Annotated in this window: 24 protein-coding genes and 1 pseudogene; 22 read left to right on the plus strand and 3 right to left on the minus strand. The window is 39.8% G+C overall.

All coding sequences use genetic code 11. The features are described from left to right. Positions 1–515 precede the first annotated feature (515 nt). The 11 genes from AAEO50_RS02020 to mraY all read left to right on the plus strand — a co-directional run bounded on the left by AAEO50_RS02020 (position 516) and on the right by mraY (position 8,930). Complete coding sequence (locus tag AAEO50_RS02020; protein WP_341979880.1) at positions 516–1,550, plus strand: zinc-binding dehydrogenase; 1,035 nt, start codon at positions 516–518, stop codon at positions 1,548–1,550. A gap of 142 nt (positions 1,551–1,692) precedes the next feature. Continuing rightward, positions 1,693–2,076 carry a DUF3139 domain-containing protein gene (locus AAEO50_RS02025; RefSeq protein ID WP_341979882.1) on the plus strand — a complete coding sequence of 128 codons (384 nt, stop codon included), beginning with the start codon at positions 1,693–1,695 and terminating at the stop codon, positions 2,074–2,076. Positions 2,077–2,130: 54 nt separating this feature from the next. Then, positions 2,131–2,406, plus strand: coding sequence for a hypothetical protein (locus AAEO50_RS02030; protein ID WP_341979885.1), 276 nt, complete (start codon positions 2,131–2,133; stop codon positions 2,404–2,406). Positions 2,407–2,429: 23 nt separating this feature from the next. Continuing rightward, a complete protein-coding gene (locus AAEO50_RS02035) occupies positions 2,430–2,801 on the plus strand; it encodes a YkvA family protein (protein WP_341980220.1) in 372 nt (123 codons plus the stop codon). Between the two features lie 167 nt (positions 2,802–2,968). Further along, positions 2,969–4,651 carry a hypothetical protein gene (locus AAEO50_RS02040; RefSeq protein ID WP_341979887.1) on the plus strand — a complete coding sequence of 561 codons (1,683 nt, stop codon included), beginning with the start codon at positions 2,969–2,971 and terminating at the stop codon, positions 4,649–4,651. A gap of 322 nt (positions 4,652–4,973) precedes the next feature. Beyond that, positions 4,974–5,234, plus strand: a complete 261-nt coding sequence (locus AAEO50_RS02045; protein ID WP_341979889.1) for a hypothetical protein — start codon at positions 4,974–4,976, stop codon at positions 5,232–5,234. 143 nt (positions 5,235–5,377) lie between these two features. After that, a complete protein-coding gene (gene rpsN, locus AAEO50_RS02050; RefSeq protein ID WP_341979891.1) occupies positions 5,378–5,647 on the plus strand; it encodes a 30S ribosomal protein S14 in 270 nt (89 codons plus the stop codon). 19 nt (positions 5,648–5,666) lie between these two features. Next, a complete protein-coding gene (locus AAEO50_RS02055; RefSeq protein WP_341979892.1) occupies positions 5,667–5,912 on the plus strand; it encodes a type B 50S ribosomal protein L31 in 246 nt (81 codons plus the stop codon). A gap of 63 nt (positions 5,913–5,975) precedes the next feature. Continuing rightward, the gene (locus AAEO50_RS02060; protein ID WP_341979894.1) at positions 5,976–6,350 is read left to right on the plus strand and encodes a hypothetical protein; all 375 of its coding nucleotides are present in this window, start codon (positions 5,976–5,978) and stop codon (positions 6,348–6,350) included. 614 nt (positions 6,351–6,964) lie between these two features. Then, positions 6,965–7,855, plus strand: coding sequence for a fructose bisphosphate aldolase (locus AAEO50_RS02065; protein ID WP_341979896.1), 891 nt, complete (start codon positions 6,965–6,967; stop codon positions 7,853–7,855). A 118-nt stretch (positions 7,856–7,973) separates the two neighbouring features. Next, complete coding sequence (mraY, locus tag AAEO50_RS02070) at positions 7,974–8,930, plus strand: phospho-N-acetylmuramoyl-pentapeptide-transferase (RefSeq protein ID WP_341979898.1); 957 nt, start codon at positions 7,974–7,976, stop codon at positions 8,928–8,930. A 456-nt stretch (positions 8,931–9,386) separates the two neighbouring features. Here mraY and AAEO50_RS02075 read toward each other — a convergent pair whose 3' ends face one another. Next, a complete protein-coding gene (locus tag AAEO50_RS02075; protein ID WP_341979900.1) occupies positions 9,387–9,686 on the minus strand; it encodes a multidrug efflux SMR transporter in 300 nt (99 codons plus the stop codon). 2 nt (positions 9,687–9,688) lie between these two features. Then, positions 9,689–10,021, minus strand: coding sequence for a multidrug efflux SMR transporter (locus tag AAEO50_RS02080; RefSeq protein ID WP_341979902.1), 333 nt, complete (start codon positions 10,019–10,021; stop codon positions 9,689–9,691). Between the two features lie 129 nt (positions 10,022–10,150). Between AAEO50_RS02080 and AAEO50_RS02085 the strand changes: the two genes are divergently transcribed. From AAEO50_RS02085 to AAEO50_RS02125, 9 genes and pseudogenes are all read left to right on the plus strand, one after another. Further along, positions 10,151–10,987 (plus strand): LysR family transcriptional regulator, encoded by an 837-nt coding sequence (locus tag AAEO50_RS02085; RefSeq protein ID WP_341979904.1) that lies wholly within the window; start codon positions 10,151–10,153, stop codon positions 10,985–10,987. Positions 10,988–11,206: 219 nt separating this feature from the next. Next, a pseudogene (locus AAEO50_RS02090) lies at positions 11,207–12,083 on the plus strand (alpha/beta fold hydrolase). Positions 12,084–12,226: 143 nt separating this feature from the next. Beyond that, entirely contained in the window at positions 12,227–12,580 is a 354-nt protein-coding gene (locus AAEO50_RS02095; protein WP_341979906.1) for a Na(+)/H(+) antiporter subunit C, read from the plus strand. A gap of 89 nt (positions 12,581–12,669) precedes the next feature. Further along, positions 12,670–12,921, plus strand: a complete 252-nt coding sequence (locus AAEO50_RS02100; RefSeq protein WP_341979908.1) for a hypothetical protein — start codon at positions 12,670–12,672, stop codon at positions 12,919–12,921. A 473-nt stretch (positions 12,922–13,394) separates the two neighbouring features. Beyond that, a complete protein-coding gene (locus tag AAEO50_RS02105; RefSeq protein ID WP_341979910.1) occupies positions 13,395–14,498 on the plus strand; it encodes a nitronate monooxygenase in 1,104 nt (367 codons plus the stop codon). Then, entirely contained in the window at positions 14,491–14,868 is a 378-nt protein-coding gene (locus AAEO50_RS02110) for a hypothetical protein (protein ID WP_341979912.1), read from the plus strand. Before AAEO50_RS02105 ends, AAEO50_RS02110 begins: the two co-directional genes overlap by 8 nt. A 110-nt stretch (positions 14,869–14,978) precedes the next feature. Next, a complete protein-coding gene (locus tag AAEO50_RS02115; protein WP_341979914.1) occupies positions 14,979–15,917 on the plus strand; it encodes a GNAT family N-acetyltransferase in 939 nt (312 codons plus the stop codon). A gap of 212 nt (positions 15,918–16,129) precedes the next feature. Beyond that, positions 16,130–16,996 (plus strand): 4-hydroxy-tetrahydrodipicolinate synthase, encoded by an 867-nt coding sequence (gene dapA / locus AAEO50_RS02120; protein ID WP_341979916.1) that lies wholly within the window; start codon positions 16,130–16,132, stop codon positions 16,994–16,996. Positions 16,997–17,263: 267 nt separating this feature from the next. Next, the gene (locus AAEO50_RS02125; RefSeq protein ID WP_341979918.1) at positions 17,264–17,485 is read left to right on the plus strand and encodes a cyclase; all 222 of its coding nucleotides are present in this window, start codon (positions 17,264–17,266) and stop codon (positions 17,483–17,485) included. A gap of 249 nt (positions 17,486–17,734) precedes the next feature. Here the strand turns inward: AAEO50_RS02125 and AAEO50_RS02130 are convergent, their stop codons facing one another. Beyond that, positions 17,735–18,184: a DUF1569 domain-containing protein gene (locus tag AAEO50_RS02130; protein ID WP_341979920.1), complete on the minus strand. Its 450-nt coding sequence runs from the start codon at positions 18,182–18,184 to the stop codon at positions 17,735–17,737. Between the two features lie 447 nt (positions 18,185–18,631). Between AAEO50_RS02130 and AAEO50_RS02135 the strand changes: the two genes are divergently transcribed. After that, the gene (locus AAEO50_RS02135) at positions 18,632–19,297 is read left to right on the plus strand and encodes an alpha/beta hydrolase (protein ID WP_341979922.1); all 666 of its coding nucleotides are present in this window, start codon (positions 18,632–18,634) and stop codon (positions 19,295–19,297) included. A 293-nt stretch (positions 19,298–19,590) separates the two neighbouring features. After that, positions 19,591–20,721 carry a hypothetical protein gene (locus AAEO50_RS02140; protein ID WP_341979924.1) on the plus strand — a complete coding sequence of 377 codons (1,131 nt, stop codon included), beginning with the start codon at positions 19,591–19,593 and terminating at the stop codon, positions 20,719–20,721. Positions 20,722–20,970 lie beyond the last annotated feature (249 nt).

Genomic DNA, 20,970 nt, shown 5'->3' on the forward strand with positions numbered 1-20,970 from the left:
GCTTGGTAAAAGTGAAGAAGGAAATGATGAAAAATGAAAAACTAAGAATCGTTTAGTTTTTTAAAGAATTCGTCAGGAATTAGGGGGTCAAACCGTTTTCGATAATAAATCTTTGAATTTCGATAATAAACTTGAAGAATTCGATAATAAAAGAGTAGGCGGGTAGCAGCAAAGGCTTATTTTAGCTTGATTGGGTTAGAAATCGATGTGAATTGCTCATGAATGATTGGCTGAACAACTGGATTGGCAATAAATATTAAAAATGGTCGAGTTTTTAGTGTTTTTGATAAGAAAAGAGTCTTTTCCCCAATAGCGGGGCCTGTCCCCCGGTCCACTAAACCGTTAGTGCGCCGGGGGACAGACCCCAATTGTGGATCCCCCACTATTAATCCCCTTTTTTGCATGATTGATGCACATGAAATAGAATTAAAAAAGGGAAACAACAAATAATAAGTTCTATATTTTACACGATAGACAGGTTATCAATGAATCTGATTCGATAAAGGATGATGGCGATGAAAGCGGTGCGAGTCACGGGATATGGGGATGTGGACAAGTTGGAAGTTGTGGATATTCCGGTTCCTGAACCAAAAGATAATGAAGTGCTTTTGAAAGTTAAGGCTTGTGCAATTAACAATACAGAAATCTGGATGAGGGAAGGTGCTTACGGTACCGGGAGCAAATCGGGGTGGCGGCCGGAAGGTGTGCAATTCCCGCGAATCCCTGGATCTGATATCACGGGGCAGATTGTGAAAGTTGGAAGTTCTGTAGACCAATCGATGTTGGGCAGGGATGTTGTGCTTTTTCCTTTTACATCGAGTGGGGAAAGTGGATTGGAGCATATTTCGGAGGATATGTCGTTCATCGGTTCGGAGTATGACGGCGGGTATGCTGAATATGTCGTGTGGCCGGCTGAACTCTGTTTTGATATGCCTCTTTCCGGATATTCTGAAAGTGCCGTTTTTTCGGTAAGCGGATTGACAGCTTGGCATATGGTGAACCAGCTTCAAGTTCAAGCCGGGGAAACGATCCTGGTGACGGGTGCGAATGGCGGGGTGGGCTCGTTGAATGTTCAGATCGCGTCAAACGTTTTTGGCGCCAAGGTCATTGCGGTCATTGGTGACTTGGGTGGTGAGGAAAGGTTGAAGGACCTAGGGGCAGCCCATGTCGTATCTTATCACTCCGAAAGTCTGGTAGAAGATATACTAAACGTGAATGGGGGCCCGGTCGACTCCGTCCTGGACGTCGTGGGGGATGCTTTATTTCACACGTCTCTCCAGGTTCTGAAGAAAGGCGGGAAGTTCTGTATATCAGGTTCTGCAGGCGGCCAGCAGACAAATCTGGATTTTAGAACATTATATTTAAAACATATCACCATGTACGGGTCTGTGCTGGGGACAAGGGCAGAGTTCAAAGAGATGCTGGGAGCCATTTCAGAAGGGAAAATAACGCCTGTCATCGATAAGACTTTTCCATTAGAACAAGCAAGAGAAGCACAAGTGTATTTCAAGAGCAAGGGGAAGCTGGGCAAGATTGTATTGCTGCCTTAAGCGGGTCAAGGGGACAGGTTCTCCACTCAAACTCTTTGTCCGAGCTTTAAAAACTGTCGTGGAAATAATCCCCTTTAGTGTATAATTACACTAAAGGGGATTTTGTTTATAACTTATTTTTCAAGAACAGAGGGGGAATGGAATGTTAAATATTTTCAAAAGCAGAAAAGTATTCTTGATTGTCATAGCATCGGGTATCTTGATTTTCACTTATTTTTCATATACTGCTTATGCAAATACAGGTGAAAAAGGTCGTTATGATGTTACTCTTAGATACCTGACAGCAGAGAAGGAATATGCTGAACACGATATATCAAATATTGAAGTCAGCCATTATTTAAGCAATGTTGTATTATCGTATGAACCCTGGAGTATAGCGGTAGTGTTCAAGGACGAACCTAATGCCGTTTATTATTATGATTATAACAACGGAGTGATCAGTCAAGGTGGTATTTCAGGTTATACAGAAAATGAAATATATAAGCATTTTGAAGGTAACGGGGAAGGGTTAGATAAGCAAAGGTGACCTTGCTGTTAAAGGGCAGGAGCTGGAAATCGAAAAAGGGCAGGAGGGGGCATTATGAAAAGAAAAAGATATTCTTGGTTAAGTTACGTATCATTTGGATTAGGGATAGTGTTGTTTTTACACCCTTTGTTTATTAATATTTTCCCTAGATACTTTATGAGTATACAATTGATCGGTATAACTTTGACCATCCTATTTAGTATTCTGGCTCTTTTGAAAAAGAGCGAGAAGAAATTGCTGGCTTCTATGGGATTGATATTTGGGATTATGATGATGTTCTATGCTGGCATCCTTCTTTATATATCTTTCAATAAATATAGTCCGATTTAAGAGGTGAGCATCTTTTGGAGAAAATGAAGGCATGGGCAAAAAAATTAAAACAGCAAATCCTGGTCCTTTATTTAGCGTATAAGGACGACAGGGTGCCCTGGTATGCGAAGATATTTACAGCGTGCGTCGTGGGTTATGCGCTGAGTCCGATTGATTTGATTCCTGATTTCATCCCGGTCCTTGGGTATATAGACGATGTGATCCTTGTTCCGTTGGGGATCATGATTGCGTTGAAAATGATTCCTCGTGAAGTAATCGCCGAATGTGAAATAAAGGCGGAAGAAATGATGAAGAAGGGGAAGCCGAAGAACTGGTTGGCGGGTTCGCTTGTTATTTTGTTGTGGGGCATTGTACTGGTGTGGGCTGGACTGGAGGTTTATTCGTTCTACAACTAGGCCAACTTGCTTCAATATTGATATGGTAAGGGGCGGTCCTTCGTTGAAGGGCTGTTTTTTGTATGGAAGGTTTCAAATTAATTAGGTAATAAGACACATGTGCGGGCGGCTTCTCCATAATAAAATAATGTAGAATTGATTTGAATTTTTTGGGAGAAGGGGAAGGTATGAACGAACTTACAATACGAAATATGATGAAGCAGCTGCATAGTCCTGACGCTGAAAAGCGGTTTGATGCCATGGGCCGTCTGTATGGGTTGAAAGAGAATGACAATCTGAAGATCCGGGTTGAATTGTTGAAGGATATGGTGAAGTCAGCTGCTTCTTCTTATCCTGAACGAGTCGACAGATGGGATAACCCTTCTCTTGCCTTGATTGATTTTGTGTGTGATTATCCAATGCCCGAAATTATCGATGAGATCGTTCTGCATATTGATCAATTGGATCCCGAGGCTAAAGTCCGTGCATTGGAATGCCTCCTGTTGACGAAGGATGAGGGGATTTTTCAGGAAATCCATGAACAGACGGTCAAGTTAATTCTTGAAGAGGAAGTTGAATTGCCGGTGGAGGAGTTGTCTGAGTTTCCGGTGCTTTTAAGAGGCATTGTGGATAAGACTTTTGAAAAAATAGAATCGGAACATTATAGATTTGTGCTCTATGAATTTATTCTTGCAATCAATGAGTCTGGAGTGGAACCGGGCTATAAACGAGCAAGGATCCTGCCGGGACTTTCCGCTGATTATAAACGGTTGAGGGAAGAGTATCTGACGTACGATGCCGAGTACCAGCCCCATTATGTATACAGGTCCTGGAAAGACTCTTATTTCCTGCTCAGATATAGAATCAATACTCTGATCAGGCTGATGACCTTTTATTTTTCGGAAGAGGCAGAGGAGTTTTTGAAAGAAGCCGTCCTGTTCAGGGATCCGAGGATCAGTGGTACTGCTGCAGTGGTGTGTATCGATAAGAATATCCGTGTCGAAGAAGAAATCCTTGAATTGATTTCGGTCAATGTCGAAAGTGCAGAAATGGTATATTGGGGGCTTTCAGAAGGTAAGAAAGAGCATTTATTTCCGGTAAGCCCCAAGCAGCCGGTTCTCGCCAAATCGCATCTATTCAACCACCTTGCATTCTTGCGTGATGAAGAAGGGGAACACCTGAATATCTACCCGGAAGATATCCAAGTCGTTGATTTTGTGGATACGTTCAATTCTTACAACCAACCTCTCCGTTATTATCTTATGAGCTTTCTGCATGATGGGGAAGTGATGACGGCATGGGCTGGCGGATATGTATTGGAGGAAGAGGATGATGCAGCGGACATTTGGGAAGGGACGTACACCGATTTCGAACCTTTCCATGACAGGACCGTTGAAGAACATAAGCAGTTGTTTATGAAAAAGCGTCAAGAGGAACATACGGAAAGCGAGCAGGCGGTCTATTTTGAAAGTTCGCCAAGCCTTCCTAAAGGGTTATGGTTTTTCTATGCGCTGCTGATCAGCCACTGGATCAGGGTGTTCATTAACGGGATTGATGAAGAAGTGTATATTTCAATCGCGTTCACTGTCATAGGCGGCCTGCTGACCGTGTATGAACTTTGGAAGAAAAAACGCAGTGGCGTCTCCATTGTCGGCAGAGAATTGATTAAGGCCAAGGGAGAACGGAAAGAAAGCATCTCGCTTCATGAGATTAAAAAAGTAACCTATGATAAGAAGAATATCAATATCTTTAATAAGGAGAATACTCTGCAATTGAAGATTCCGCTCCGGTGGGTGGAGTATGACCATTTTTATTATGCAATGGTTGAACATACAAGCCATTTAAAGGAACAGGCGTATATTCAGGAGTGAGTGGGTGAAGGTTTGGGGCTGACTGAGTGAGGGGTCAGCCTTTTTGTGCTGTTTTAATAGCTCTATGATTATATATTACCCGGCTTTTTCAATGCTTTTGACGGCACTGATTGCAGGAAAAGGCTGCGTAAGACATTTTCATAGTGTATAAGAGCAAACAGTGAATCCATTAGTTTAGATGGATGCACTGCTTTTATTTTAGATGATTTGAGGTTTTAGTTAGCCTTTTTTTCCTTTCTTTCTTATTTTTTGACTTAAGTCGTTGCACAATCAATAATCTTAATATAGAAGAATCTTCTTTAATGAAGGGAGGTTGGCTTTAATGAAAAAATACTTAGGGATTATTTCAATCCTCATTCTGATTTTGACATTTTTACTCTTACAGACTCTCGTTGGAAAACAAATCGGGCAGTGGTGGGTTTGGATTATCGCCATCGGATATACGGCTTCTGCAGCGGCCTCCTGGTTTAGCGAGAGCGGGTTTTGGAGGAAGGCTTCTGCAGCGATTTTGATTGCTCTTCCGGTTGCCTTTTTGACTATTATTCTTACATTTATTTTTGCATTACGGGGAAAAGATTTTTAGGGAGCTGGGCTTAAGGCATTTCTAAGCCTTTTTCTTTTGCAGAAAATCTTTTATTTGCTTAATCGGAATGATTATGATTTAATATCTTTATACTTATTAAATCGTAACCATTACGATTTGAAAATAGATAGGAGGACATTCAGTTGGCGAAGAAATCGAAAGTCGTAAAGGAAAAGAAACGTCAGGAGACGGTGATGAAATATGCAGAGTTAAGAAGAGAGCTGAAGGAGAAAGGGGATTATGAGGCACTTAAGAAGCTTCCTCGGGATTCTTCTCCTACGCGTCTGAAGAATCGCTGCGAGGTGACGGGGCGTCCGCGTGGATATCTCAGAAAGTTCAAGATGTCGCGTATTGCATTCCGTGAGTTGGCGCATAAAGGCCAGATTCCAGGCGTAAAGAAATCGAGTTGGTAAAAAGGAAGGAGCATGACTGATGAAAAAAGACATTCACCCAAACTATCATGATGTTGTTTTTATGGATACGAACAGCGGCTTTAAGTTCCTGACGGGTTCCACGATGACCTCAAATGAAACGATCGAGTGGGAGGACGGGAACGTTTATCCGCTTCTGAAAGTGGAAGTCAGTTCCGACACCCACCCCTTCTATACGGGCAGACAGAAGTTCTCCGACCGCGGCGGGCGTGCGGAGCGCTTCATGAAGAAATACAAGATGAAATAATAATGGGAAAGGGCTGCAGAAAATTGGCAGCCCGTTTCTTTCATTTCTAGAAAGGTGTATGACATGAACGGATATTTGATGGAAATTTTAGCGAGAGACATCGTAAAGTCCCTTCCTTCACGCAAGAGAGACATGTATCAGTATGTCGTCCGCCGGGAAGATGAACTTGCCCGGCAGGCAACCACATCCGATGAATTCATGAGCCTGCTCATCCGGCACGCTCCCCACCGGCAGGCCGCTGAACACTTTCATCTCTCCTTTGGCGAGTTCATGGCGGAGATGAGGGAGATTGAAAAGGAGATCGACCGGCAATTGAGCCGCAAGCTTCAGCAGGTGAGGTGGGTGGATTGTACGGATGTGATGCAGCGCGGGGTGCCGGAGTCGTTGGATAAGAAGTATTTTTATTTTTCGGTGGGAGTGGGTTCGGTGCCTCGGTAAGGACAATGGCAATGTGGAGAAAGACAGTCCAATTCTAGAGTTCGGTTTGATTATAAAAGTTTGAAATCGATTATAACAAGAGCAGTTCGCTCATATAGCCATAGAAATGAAAATAAACTAAAGCGACCTCCTGCAATTCGATAATAAATTCCTCAGTTTCGATAATAAATCTTTGGATTTCGATAATAAATCTTTGGATTTCGATAATAAATTTAAAGAAATCGATAATAACAGAGTGAGCAAGTTGCTACAGGTTACTGGTTTTATCTGATTTGATAAGAAAAGCTCTTTTTTTTTGACTTACAGAAGATCAATGGTATTGGTGCAACGATGAAATTGACTGGAATTTTATAAAAAACGTCTATTTCAGTGTTGTTTTTTAATGAAAAGAGGGTTTTTAGTTTGAATAAATTTCAGAAATTGAGTTTCATCAAAAATCAAACGATGTGGGATTCGACCCTTAGACATGTCCTGAGTAATTTTTCCTTACGCTAAGAAGTCATAAACCCTTTCTGAAGAAACATCCACTTCTCTCATAATATGTGTTAACTCCTCCAAAAATGGGGAACTAGTATAGAGGAAGGTTTACCAGAATTGAAAAAGGAGTGGAACCTATGAATCAAAATCAATTAGATCGAATGAAGAATGGTAAAGGATTTATTGCAGCGCTGGATCAGAGCGGGGGCAGTACACCTAAAGCATTGGCAGCGTATGGCGTGATGGAGGACTCCTATTCGAATGACGACGAAATGTTTGATCAGGTGCACGAGATGCGCACGAGGATCATCACGTCTCCTGCTTTCAGTCCGGAGCACATTCTCGGAGTGATTTTGTTCGAGCAGACGATGGACAGTAAGGTAGAGGGGAAATATACGGCCGATTATCTGGCTGACCATGATATCGTCCCATTTTTAAAAGTGGATAAGGGCCTTGCTGAACAAGAAAACGGTGTCCAGCTTATGAAACCGAATCCGGATCTGGATGAGACGCTTCGCCGTGCCAATGAACGGAATATTTTCGGCACCAAGATGCGTTCGGTCATACATGAACCGAATGAAGCGGGAATCAAAGCTGTGGTGGACCAGCAATTTGAAATCGGCAAGAAAATCATAGCGGCCGATCTCGTTCCGATCATCGAGCCAGAGGTGAACATCCATAGCGAAGACAAGGAAGAATGCGAAGAAATTCTTCGGAAGGAAATCCTCAATCATCTGAATGATCTGTCAGAAGACGAGAACGTAATGCTGAAGCTCACCATTCCGACAAAGGCCAATGCGTACAAGGAATTGGTCGATCATCCGCGCGTGGTCCGTGTGGTTGCCCTCTCCGGCGGTTACTCCCGTGATGAAGCGAATGAGAAGCTGAAAGAGAACGATGGAATGATTGCGAGTTTCTCACGCGCACTGGCTGAGGAATTGAGAGTCAATCAAACTGGTGAAGAATTCGACGAAGCGATGAAGAGTGCGATTGAGTCGATTTACGATGCTTCTGTTCATAAAAAATAAATGTTCGGCCTTCTGCTTCCTGTTGGGAGCGGGGGGCTTTTTTGTTTAGATTAAAGGAAATCATCCGTTTTACTAGAACTTATATATAGGAAATAAATAGAAAAGGAGAAGGTTAGATGTGATCGAACAAATCATTCCGGCCATCATTGCATTTGTATTAGTTGCTGTTTTATCGCCGTTTTTCATTACTCTGTTAAGAAAATTAAAGCTCCTGCAGCCGATCAGGAAAGAGCTTCCTTCCAATCATCAGTTGAAAAAAGGGACGCCTTTAATGTTTGGAATCATTCTTTTAACAGGTATCATTGTATCCATCTTATTTTCACCTACGCCACTCATGTGTTTCCTGGCAGTAACGTACATACTATTTGGTTTTATCGGTTTTTTGGACGATTTCTGGAAAGCATCACGCCAGGATCCTTTAGGGGTATCGGGAAGGACCAAGCTTGTGCTGCAATTTCTGTTTACGGGTTCACTGCTTTTTTACGTGATCAGCGAATTTGGGATCGATACCGGAATTCGGATTACTGAAAATGTCTCCTTTGACCTCCCGATGGTGGTCTATTTCATTGTGATCGCGTTGTTTGTTGTTGGGTCGGCGAATGCCATTAATTTTACGGATGGCCTGGACGGGCTGTTAGGCGTGGTTGCCATCCCTACATATTTTTTCTTCTTTGTAATTTCAGACACACCAGAGGTGAAGCTTTTTAGTTTGGTCATGATTGGATGCCTGCTCGGATTCCTCATTTATAATCTATTTCCTGCCAAGGCGTTCATGGGGGATACGGGCTCATTGGCGATAGGCGGATCGCTTTCATTTCTTGCCGTTATTGAGAAAGTAGAGATTCTGATTCCACTGTTGTTCATCATTTATTTTGCCGAACAGCTTTCGGTGATCCTGCAGGTTGCTTCCTTTAAAATGACAGGGAAGCGGATTTTCAGGATGACACCGATTCATTTTCACTATGGGCTGAAATACGGGTGGTCCGAGAATATGATTGTGACGATGTTTGGGTTTGTTTCCTGGGTTTGTACGTTTATTTGTTTGGCTTATTGGAAGTTTGTTCTTCACCTTTAAGGGAAGTTTCTTCACAGAAATATAGTCTGTATAGTTAGTTTTGTAAATGGCGTATTTATTAAATGTTGAATATAGTTTGAAATTATGAACAGTTCTGCGGGTGCGCTGCCTTTCGCTCAAATTATATTAGCGAAGTTAGACGTTTTCTCTGAGGAAACCCTTGAGGGCGTGGTATAACTACCTCATCACGGGTACTCCAAGATTTTGCTGCGATTTATTGCAGACACTTACTCCTTAATTGAACAAACAGGGGGCTTATCCAGACCAGGGTAAGCTCTTTTACTATAAATATTTGTCTTGAGTATGCTGATTTAATTTGAAATAATTGGTATTAAGTTAAAGGGCAGGTTAGTTGAAGACTCGATTTCAAGATAATTAGGATGTATAGTGTTTTTTTCGCTAAGCTGGGCCACATACTGAAGAGAAGTGCTTTCATAGAGGTTCCTTTCTCCTTTTTTACTTAATAATCATGATGCCAAGGATAATGAAACTGATATAGAGGAATTTTTTTCTACTAGCTTTTTCATTAAAAAGAAGAATCCCAAATATTGTGGTGGCCATAATGGAGACACCGCCCCAAATAGCATAAGCGATTCCTACTTCGATGGTCTGTACACTCATCGTAAGGAAATAGAGACAAGCAACGAAAAAAATAAACGAAATGATACTAGGAAATAAACGCTCAAAACCTGATGAGAACTTTACTGAAATATTGGCAATGGTCGCAAATACTAGGGAAAGGACCAAATAACCCATAGTTATACACTCCTTTCTTTTCTAGGTACAGTCAATCCCATCATTCCTGCAATAATCAGCGTCAGTCCGAAAACTTTGGACATTGTCACCGATTCATGAAATAAACCGACACCCAATAACATAACAAGCAGCGTTCCACCGCCTGACCATAAGGCGTTGATTATACCGATTTCATTGTCTTTTGTAATAATTATATACATAGAAATAGCGAGAATATAGCAGAGAATGACTACCAAACTGGCCGTGAAATTTGTAAAGCCTTCGGAATATTTCATGGCTGTCGCCCCGGCAACTTCAAACAAAATGGAAATCCCCAATAAAAGATAGGTTTTCATGGTTAGCCCTCCTCACTTCTTTCGTCTATACTCAGAATAAACGAAAAATAAGGAAGAAAGGAATGATTGATTTGTCATAACGTCATAACCTTAGGTTATAATTTGGAAATAACGAAAGGGGGAGGCAGCTTGCTGCAGAAATTAAACGCCTTTATCGAAGTTGCTAAACAACAGAGTTTTACGAAAGCAGCGGAAGCTTTATACATTTCTCAACCGGCACTGAGCAAACAAATGAAAAGGTTGGAAGATGAACTGGGTTTCTCGCTTTTTAACAGGGCATCCTATGGCGTGGAGCTGACAGAGAAAGGGAGAGGAATGGTGGAGGAGCTGACTCCACTTTTTGGGCGCATTCATCAAACGGTAAAACAATACCAATCCCATGAAGATAAAATCCGTTTTGGTTCCACGCCTGTGCTAACCTCCTATTATTTGCCCAAATATTTCGAAAAGCTGGCAAAAGCTAACCTTCATGTGACTGTAGTCAAAGATGATAGTGAAGACCTTCTTCCACTACTAGAGAAAGGGGAAATTGATGCGGCAATCATACAGGATACACCTTCTTATCAAACGCTTCTGTCTTCCTACTTGTTCACTGATCATTTTACAGCCGCGATCCCTGTCTCCTCTCCATTAGCAAGAAAACAGGAAGTCACTCTCAAGGAATGTATGGAGGAAGCGCAAATCATCCCGACAAAAGGCCCTTTATCTGAGAAGATGCGGAGCGTTATGCATGATTTTGAATTTACAGGCGAGGTTGTGGAAACCCAGTATCACGCAATGGCTGGATTGGTGTCACTTGGAATGGGCATCGCTTACCTTCCAGAGATGATGGTTCAACAAGTGGAATATCGTGGTGTTGTGTTTTTACCGATTCAAAAAAATCCTTTTAAAAGAGACATGTATCTTTACGCAAGAACGTATGAAAACCTTGATTACTTGAACGGTCTATTTACAGGTATCCAATAAAAATTAGATCTTCTGAACAGTGACTTGTTCATATCTATGTTGATAAAACTAATGAACTAACGGAAGCTTTAGTTAAAGGTCAGCTTCAATATCTCGGAATCAAGTGTTCTGTTATAGGGGGCGTTTGATGAACAAGCAGCCGCCCTGCCTTGGTTTCATTCGTCTTCAGATAACGGACAGGATCGTGGAATAAGCCATATTTTCTATTGGGAGGTCTATATGTATCAATGGGAGAGACACATATTACAAACTTCACGGGGACAATTTGAAGTATTCATTAAAGGTGAGGGAAAACCAATTTGTGTTACCCATCATTACTCGGAATTTAATCAAAGTGGTGACTATTTTGCTAATACATTTACTGAGAGCCATCAAGTAATAATAGTTAATCTAAGGGAAACTGGATTATCTGAAAAAGCAGTAGAACCTTATCAGTTAAGTATGCTGGAAACCATTTTTGATTTAGAGGCAATACGGGAAAAATTAGGATTTAATAAATGGGGTTTTGCAGGGCATTCAACAGGTGGAATGTTAGGGATCATTTATGGGATTTATCATTCTGAAAGCTTATATTTCAATGTCATAGTTGGTGCAGCAGCAAGAGAGTATGGGACATTTTCAAAAGGTTGTATATATAACTCAGAACATCCTCAATTTCAAATAATGCAGGATTATAACGAAACCTTGAAAAACCCCTGAATTAAATGAAGAAGATAGAAAACATTTAGCATCCGAAAGAGTTAAGTTATCCTTATTTGAACCAGATAAGTACGAGCAGTACTTTTCTTTAAATATCAACAAAAAAATGTCTGGAATTCGATTAAACTATTTTAGTCGGGAATTACAAATATTTGATGTAACCAGGAAACTTGGTCTTGTTTCTACTCCTACATTGATAATTTGTGGTAGGTACGACGTTCAATGTCCAGTATCATATTCCATAGAAATGGCGGAATTAATTCCAAATTCAAAACTAGTAATTTTAGAAAAAAGTAATCACTATCCTTTCTTGGAGGAAGCAGACCTCTTCAAGAAAGTGGTCAACAATTTTGTAAAAGAGCTATCTGACCAATCTAAAGAAACCTCTTTCTTATAGGTGGTATAGGTATTCAAGGGGGCTTATCCAGAAAGGATAAGCTTCTTTTTTGTTAAAGTTTTTCTTGAGTAAGCTACTGGAATTTGAAATAATTGGTATTAAGTTAAAGGTGCAGGTTAACGGAAGAACAGGAGGAGTATTAAGTGGAAATTTTAATGGCCATACTAATCGGAATTATGATAATGTGTGCAGTTTATTTAATACTTTCTAAAAGTCTTCTTAAAATAATTATCGGCACAGTGCTCCTTAGTCACGGTGTTCACCTTTTGCTTTTAACGATGGGTGGCTTACCAAAGGGAGAAGAAGCACCGCCCCTACTGGGTGAACATTCAGTTAATGGATATGTAGACCCTCTTCCTCAGGCTTTGATTTTAACTGCGATTGTAATCAGTTTTGGAGTAACGGCCTTTTTCTTAGTGTTAGCGTATAGAGCTTACCAAGAACTTGGAACTGAGGATATGGAGAGTATGAGAGAAAACGAAGATTATGTGGCGTAAAATGAGCAGTCAATTGATCTCCGTCTATTGCCCTTATTCGAGCAGGGTAATTGAAGATAGTTTTTGGGTTGACATTGGGAGGGGATATAATGAGAAAGTATCTAGGTTGGGCACCCATAGGAATATTAGGAGTTACTTTAATACTACTTTCCCTTATTAAATGGAAAGTTAGTTGGTATGTAGAAACGACCGTGTTAATTACTGGGATAGTATTAGCTTTGGTGATTGCCTTGTTAAGCAAAAGTAGGAATCCGAAGACCCTCTCCCTATCAATAGTAGGAATTCTTGTTGGAGGATTTATTATGCTTATTTTGGGTTTTATGAGGGAGGGAGGACTATAAGAACTATCTTCAATTATAGGAGGCGTTGATCTAAGAAGGATTAATGGGCAGATAGTTGAATAAAGATATTTATTTTCATTAGTGACTTAGGAGGATATAGTTGAAAGATATTATAAAGAAACACCCATTCTTAAAATATAGTTTTCTTGTTACTTTCGGCTTTTTATGCCTTTCATTAGGATACATCTTAGGAAAGTGGATTAGTGCCTTTTAATTTCAGATTTGGTTTAAGATAAAGGATTAAGTTGATTAAATAAATACAGCACTCTTCCCTTATAGGGGGCGTTTGCTAAACAAGCAGCTGCCCTTTTTTAAGAAGATAGCAGTTTAAGGCATGAGAAGAGAATTAAGTTAAGAGGAGGATAGCTTTTTTAAAAAGCAATTCTCCTCTTAATCACTAAAAGGTTAGACCGGCTTTGCTAAAGCGATAGATAATTGTTGTATTTTTAATTCCAATTAAGGTGGGCTGTTCGTTGAAGAATAAAATCACAGATCTTTTAAAAATTAAGTATCCGATCATCCAAGCACCTATGGCTGGTGGGATTACAACTTCTCAATTGGTGTCTGAGGTATCCAATTCCGGCGGATTAGGAATGATTGGAGCAGGTTATATGACTTCTGAGCAAATTAAAAAACAATGCAGGGAAATCAAACAATTAACAACAGGTAACTTTGGAATCAATCTGTTCGTCCCCAATGAATTTAATTTCACTGATGAATCCATCACATTCGCTAATGAGAAATTAGAACCTATACGAAAGGAACTAAATGTTCAAGAACCTGACACTCTTGACATTCCTCAGTTTAAACAAGTAGTAAACTCTTTTAATGAACAAATTAAAGTGGTTATTGAAGAAAAAATCCCTATCTGTTCATTTACTTTTGGCATCCCTTCGGAGGAAATAATTCATGAGTTAAAACGAAAAAATATTATGTTGATTGGAACAGCCACCACTGTTTCTGAAGCAGTTGAAATTGAAAACAAAGGGATGGATATGGTTGTGGTTCAAGGAAGTGAAGCTGGCGGACATCGAGGAAACTTTATAAAGGACACTCAAGAAAGTTTAGTTGGATTAATGTCCCTCGTTCCTCAAGTAGTTGATTCTGTAAGGATCCCCGTCATTGCCGCTGGCGGAATTATGGATGGAAGAGGTTTGATGGCTTCCCTATGTTTAGGCGCACAAGGTGTCCAGATGGGTACCGCATTTTTAACTTGTGCTGAAAGTGGTGCTAACCGTCTTCATAAAGATGCAATCCTAAATACCGAAGAAGATAACATCATCTTAACGCGTGCATTTTCTGGTAAATGGGCAAGAGGTATAAAGAATAAATTCACTAGTGATATGAAGGAATGTGAAGCGCTGTTACCCGATTTCCCTATTCAAAATTCTTTAACTAAAAGGATAAGAAAAGAATCTTCACTACAAGGCAGAGATGACTTTATGTCACTCTGGTCTGGGCAAAGTCCCAGATTAGCTAAAGAACAAAGCGTGTCTACACTGATAAATTCAATCATAAAAGAAGCAAAAAGCATCCAGGAAGGGGTGCAATCCTTAAGGGGTGGATGGATTGAATAAAGTTATTTTATCATTCTGTGGTTCAGTGATAATGATCTTAGGTACCTTTGGCTTTGGCAACATTCTTAGCAATAATTTATCCTGGGGTTCAATAATTTTAGCTACAGTGATTTCAGTCTTCGTGAATTCAGGAATAGTATATGCCTTAAGACAAAAAGGTCTATTCTATAAGCTACCACTATACACTATTTCTCTATATAATGTTTTGTTTGTTTTAATCCCTGGGGTACTTGTGATAGTAGTGTCAGAAAAAAGCTACATTATAGACGCAATAGATGTTTTGTCTCCATACTTAACATTGATGATTATTTCCTGTATTCACGGACTATTGATGTCTCTTATGATAAAAATTAATAAAAAGCTGGTATAGAATAACTTATCCTTTTATAGGTGGCTATAGGTTAGGATCGGGCAACTGATCTCCGGCTATTTCTTTATTCTGTTAACGGGAGTTTAGTTAAAGGAAAGGGGGAGTTAATTATGAATGAGCAAGTTCAATCTATAAATGATTGTATTGAACTAGAAGATGGGATCAGGTTAGTCTATCAGGAACCCGAAGAATACATCCGCTATTATTCCATTTATTATGGACAAAAATATGCAGATTACTTTTTTAGAAGGTCTTCGGCGGCAATGAAAGATATCGTATCCATTTTTGACTGCGGATATGTCATCATGAAAGATGAAAACATCGTTGGCGGTGTATTCCTGAAACCTAATTTCCTGGCCGATTTATTTGTTGTGCCGCCTTATGATGACTATAAAGGGCTGGTCACCAAGCTCCTAAACTATTTAAAAAAGGTATCGAAGACTGAAGAGGAAATTTACTTTAGGGACATTGTAGAAGAACACGTTCCAGCTTATAAACAACACGGATGCCAGGTTCGTGAAGTCAATTATTGGATGATTCGTCCAACACAGCCGATGAAGGCAATGCTTCCTGAAGGGTATAGTTCAAAAGCTGTTTCTAGAGAGGATACGAATGATATAGCCTGTCTAATCATGAAATCCTATAAAGCAAATTCAGCTTATAAACAAGTCGGAACCAAAGAGGACTATATGAATCACGTAGAGGAGTTCATAGATAAATATCAAAAGAATAAAATCATGGATGAGTGTTCAAGAGTGATTGTGGATAAGAGCACGAACAATATTGTCGGTGTATGCCTGCACATGGAGTTCGAGGACTATCCTCTCATCATGAGTTTAGCCGTAGACCCTGAACATCAACATAAGGGTCTTGGACGATTTTTGTTATCGCATTCTATAAACATATCGAGTGAAGAGTATCCGGCGACCCGTTTGGCTGTACTGAAAGATAATCCGGCGATTCAGCTTTATGAGGATCTTGGGTTTATTCGGAATAGATCTGTTGTGGATATGTATGTAGGTTGTTTGAATAAAAACGATGGCTCCTAAAGTGAATGTTAAACTAAAGAAAGCTTTTATCCAACTTCAACTAACGGGCAGCATTCCTGTTGAACAAGAACCATTTTTTTCACAAACTGCTGCATTTCACATGATGAAAAATCCATTTTTTTTCGTTTGAAGGATACTCAGATTCTTTATTGAATATATATTCAATATTACAACTATACACTTTTTTAAAATAATATAAGGGAGGGTTATTAATGAAAACTGAAGGAGTCTGGCTACCGATAATAACTCCTTTTTACAATGGGAAAGTTGATATTGAATCATATTCAAAATTAGTTGAACACTATGTAAATCAGGGGATATCAGGATTAATTCCATTAGCTACAACAGGTGAAAGTCCTGCGATTGAGGAAGCTGAATTTGAAATGGTACTTGATAAAACAATTGAAGTAGTAAACGGACGCATTCCCGTTTTCGTCGGTCACGGAGGAAATTACACGGAAAAGGTAATCAAACAATTAAAAGTAGTAGAAAAATATAAAGTAGATGGCATATTGTCTGTTTCACCATATTACAACCTGCCAAGCCAAGAGGGAATTTACAATCATTTTTTACAAATTTCAGAAGCAACTGATTTAAAAATAATGATTTACAACGTCCCTTATCGGACAGGAAGGAACATTGATAATGAAACCGTTTATAGATTAGCAGAATGTCAAAATATTATAGGAATTAAAGATTCTGGCGGAAACTTAAAACAATCCCTAGAATTACTTATGAATCCAATAAAAGAATTTTCTAACCTAACAGGTGAAGATGCTTCTTATTACCACCACTTAACTTTAGGTGGTGCAGGTGGAATTTTAGCTTCTTCTCATATAAAGACAAGTGACTTCTTGGATATTTTTAACAAGATTCAAGAAAACAATCATAATCAAGCATTGAAAGTCTGGAAAAGTGTATATCCGATAACGACTCTGCTGTTTCAGGAGACAAATCCAGCACCTTTAAAGTATATTCTTTATAAAAAAGGTTTGATTCAATCTCCCGAAACCAGATTACCCGTTACAGGGACGACCAAAGAATTGAATAAGAAATTAGATGCATTGATTTCTTTTTAATAAAAATGATTACCAATATGTGTGGGATACACTAAATATGCTCAAAAATGTTGTCTGCATACTTGAGCCATATTTAAGCTATTCAACAATCGGGGGCTTATCCAGAGCAGGGTAAGCTCTTTTTTGTGAAAAGTTGTCTTGAATAAGTTGTTATATTTTAAAATAATTGGTGTTAAGTTAATGGGCAGGTTAGTTCAATAAGGTTCTTGTTTCATTCAACAAGAATATATATAATATCGACGTGAAACTACTATGAGGTGGATTAAAGTGGATAAAAGAGTGATATTTGACTTTGAACTTGAGTTTACTAATGGCGGTGGATTGCAGGGACAGGATTTTCGACTTGATATTAGTGGTGATGACATTACCGATGAAGAGTTAGCGAAGTACATCGTAGAGGATATGAGATTGTTAATGGTTGGAGAAGTTAGGATACTTAATAAAAAAATTATTACTGAAAAACACAAACGAAAATCTATTGATAAATAGGTTATCTTTATAACTCCCACCAATATGGAATTAAACTTTTCGATCCAGCTGCCAATAGGCGGCTATTTTTCTTACTTAACGAACGGGCATCATTCAATAGATTAAATATATTGTTCAACAAACAGGGGCGATTGTTCAATAGAGCCTTACCCCTGTATTAAATAAGCACATGGAAAAATAGGGCATGAAGCTATTTAAAGACAAAGCAGGTTACTTTTAAGAGGGTACGGTATATTTTAACTCTTGCCACTAAACACCAAATTGTTTTAAATGGTGGTCAAGGTGCTTGTAGATTCCTTTTCCCCATTGTTCGGAAGTAAGTTTCCCGAAAAATGGATGTGGATGATCAGTACATGCCTCTGGTCCATTCTTTTGAAATAATATAATTTTTTGTTTCAGTTTTTCTCTTTCTATTTCAAAATCTTTCTTAGATGTAATTAAAATGGTTGGAATAGTCGACATATTGTGGTCTAAAGGTTTGTCATTATAAAAGATGGGTTTTGCAAATCTACCCACTAATAACCCTAACCAACCTCTTGAGGGGAAAGAATATCCCATTGCGATATCTTGGAAAGATGAGCAATGAGCTAACATTTGAGATACATCCATTTCCCCCCATTTTGGTTGTGAATTTGCATTTAAGTTCTCGATACGATTTAATATTTCATCTGTATACGTGATCTCAAAAATATTATTCATTAGAATACTCCTTTCGTTTTTTTGAAAATTCAAAAAAATCATCGGTTATAATATAATACAACGTCAACGTTATTTAATCCTTTTAACTAACGGTTTTAGTTTGAAATTCTGCTTCAAGGTATCTCGGAATCAAGTTTTCCAGATAAGGGTGCGATAGCTGCATATTGGCTATCGTTATTGGGCTGAGGATCAGGTTAAAATTAATGATTACGGTCTGGTTATCTTTCAACAATCATTTACTAGTTTATTGAATATTAGAAGGAAATCCATTGGTGATGTAGAAATATTATGTGGGTAATATTATTCCATTCTTTGAGGGAAAAGGTGATATTTCTGAAAACAACCACGTCAAAAGACGGCACAACCTTGGCGTATGATGTTTACGGTAATGGTCCAGCGCTCATTTACATAACGGGAGCAAGCTGCCATCGCTCATTTAAGCCCATAGTGCAAGATGCCAAAATATTTGCCACTGAATTTACTGTTTACAATTACGACCGCCGTGGACGCGGCGATAGTGGTAACACACTGCCGTATACTATAGACCGTGAAATCGAAGATGTCGAAGCTATGATTGATGCGGCAGGCGGCAAGGCGTATTTGTATGGTCATTCTTCTGGTGCTGTGATCGCACTTGAGGCAGCACTTCGACTTGGCAATAAAGTGCAAAAAGTAACGATGTATGATGCGCCATATGTACGTGATGAGAAAGAAAAAGCCGAATACAAACAATTAAGCCAAAAAATACACAAACTTCTCGAAAACGAGAAAAATTCAGAAGCAATGCTTACCTTTTTAAAGGAAATTGGCATGCCCAAGTTATTTGTTTTATTATTACCGTTATTTCCGGGCTGGAAAACTACGAAAGCTCTAGCTCCGACCCTTGCTTATGATATTACTCTAACTAAGGATATGCCCCCAGTTGAACGAGTTGCTCAAATTTCCATACCTATGCAAATAATCGTTGGCGAAAAAAGCCCGGCCTCAATAAATGATGTTGGCCGTCAACTAACAAAGGCAATTCCAAACGCAAGGTTTGTACAACTAGCAAAGCAAGACCATATGGTAAACGGAAAAAAACTGCTGCCAATACTTTCGAGCTTTCTCAAGTAATAATGTCTTATTAGCTGCCCCATTGGCGTACAAGAGAGACCAATTAATAAAGGAATTGGCAGTCAAAAAATGAAGAGCAGTTTCAGGTGGCATTCCTCCCAGGGGATGAGGATCATCTGCACCCAAGTTTAGGATGGTTGAAGTGTAGATTTTAGAATTTTTATCCATTTTAAAAGATTGGCTCACTTATTCCGTCTGCTGTTCCGTTAATAAATGGATATTATTTGTATGGATTTCCAAATTATGTTACGGTAAGACGGGATTTAAGCAGAACCAGTGAAAGGAGAGAGTGGATGAGGAAACTATTGTATGCGGCGGCCGTGACGGGGTTGATGCTGGCTGGCTGCGGGGCTGAGGAAGCAGCGGATTCCCCGGAAAAGAGTACGGAGAAGAAGAAATCCAAGGGGGAAACTGCCGGTTTTGAGGAAGTGGCTTCTTTCGAGTTGGAGGGTCACGTTAGCAGCATGAATTTTCAACTGGATGAAGATGGGGATACATTATTTTGGGGAGAACAGAATAGTGATTTCAGTGAGGAAGACAGGCGGCATGTAAGAGTGGGGGAAGAGGTGCAATCACTGGATTCAAAGATGGTTGATCAATTCTCATTCCTTACCGATTCCGGAATTATTGTGAACGGGGTGACGGATTGGGACGCTCCTGAAGGGGAGCAGCATTGGATTGTGGAGCTGGACCCGAAGAGCGGCGATTCGCAGAAGTTCATCCCTGCAGGGGATCGGGATGACATACTGCACCCTTCTCCGGGTACTTATCTGCTGGAACCTAAAACCTATATCCACACGGATACTGAACCGGATGATGAACAGAAGGATCAAACGTATCTTTGGGATGTAGAAACTCAGGAAATCACCCAGCTGGACTTTCTTGAAAAGATGATAAAGGAAGCAGGGGAAATCAAATACAATCCACATTATAATCTGAATGACGATGGAACCAAGGTATATGCCATCATCTGGAACGCCGGGGTTTTTTCCTATGATCTGAAGTCCGGGGAGACAGAGACCCTGATGCGTTCAGATAAAGTCTATCCGGGAACCAGTAATAATGAAAACCTCACGGCAAATGAAGACTATGTCATTTACGGGGTGCAGGATGAGGAAGCGGAATTGATGAAAACGGAATTTCATGCTTTGAACCTCGAAACAAAGGAAACCATGAAGCTTGGGTCCGGCGGCAACTTGTTTACACTGAAAGACGGAAATGCGGTCATTATTGATGAGAACAAACTGATGACATATGATTTTGAAAAAGAGGAACTGAGCGACCTTCATACGATCATAGTCGATGATAATCAGAAACTCGATAATGTCACGGTGAGTTCTGATGGAAGCACGATTGCTTATGGCATGACGACGACGCCGGAAGATGGGGAAAAGCAGTACGAGATGAAGATAGTATCAAAGTAAAGGATGGGGATGGATGATGCAAAGGGCAATTGCATCATCCATCCCCGTTTATGATGTGAGCGGTTTTTGCAGCGGAATATCAGCGGCTCGTATCATTCAGAGTTGCGGGGATCAGACCCCCGGCGCGTTCTTTTTAATCCATCCACATGTGAGACACCAATGATGCGGTGGTTCGATCATAACTGCCTGGATTTGATCTTGAGGAGGTTAATGCGCTAATATAACCAGAAAATCGATAATAGAACCAAG

It is taken from the genome of Rossellomorea oryzaecorticis, from assembly GCF_038405515.1.
In the GTDB taxonomy this organism is placed as follows: domain Bacteria; phylum Bacillota; class Bacilli; order Bacillales; family Bacillaceae_B; genus Rossellomorea; species Rossellomorea oryzaecorticis_A.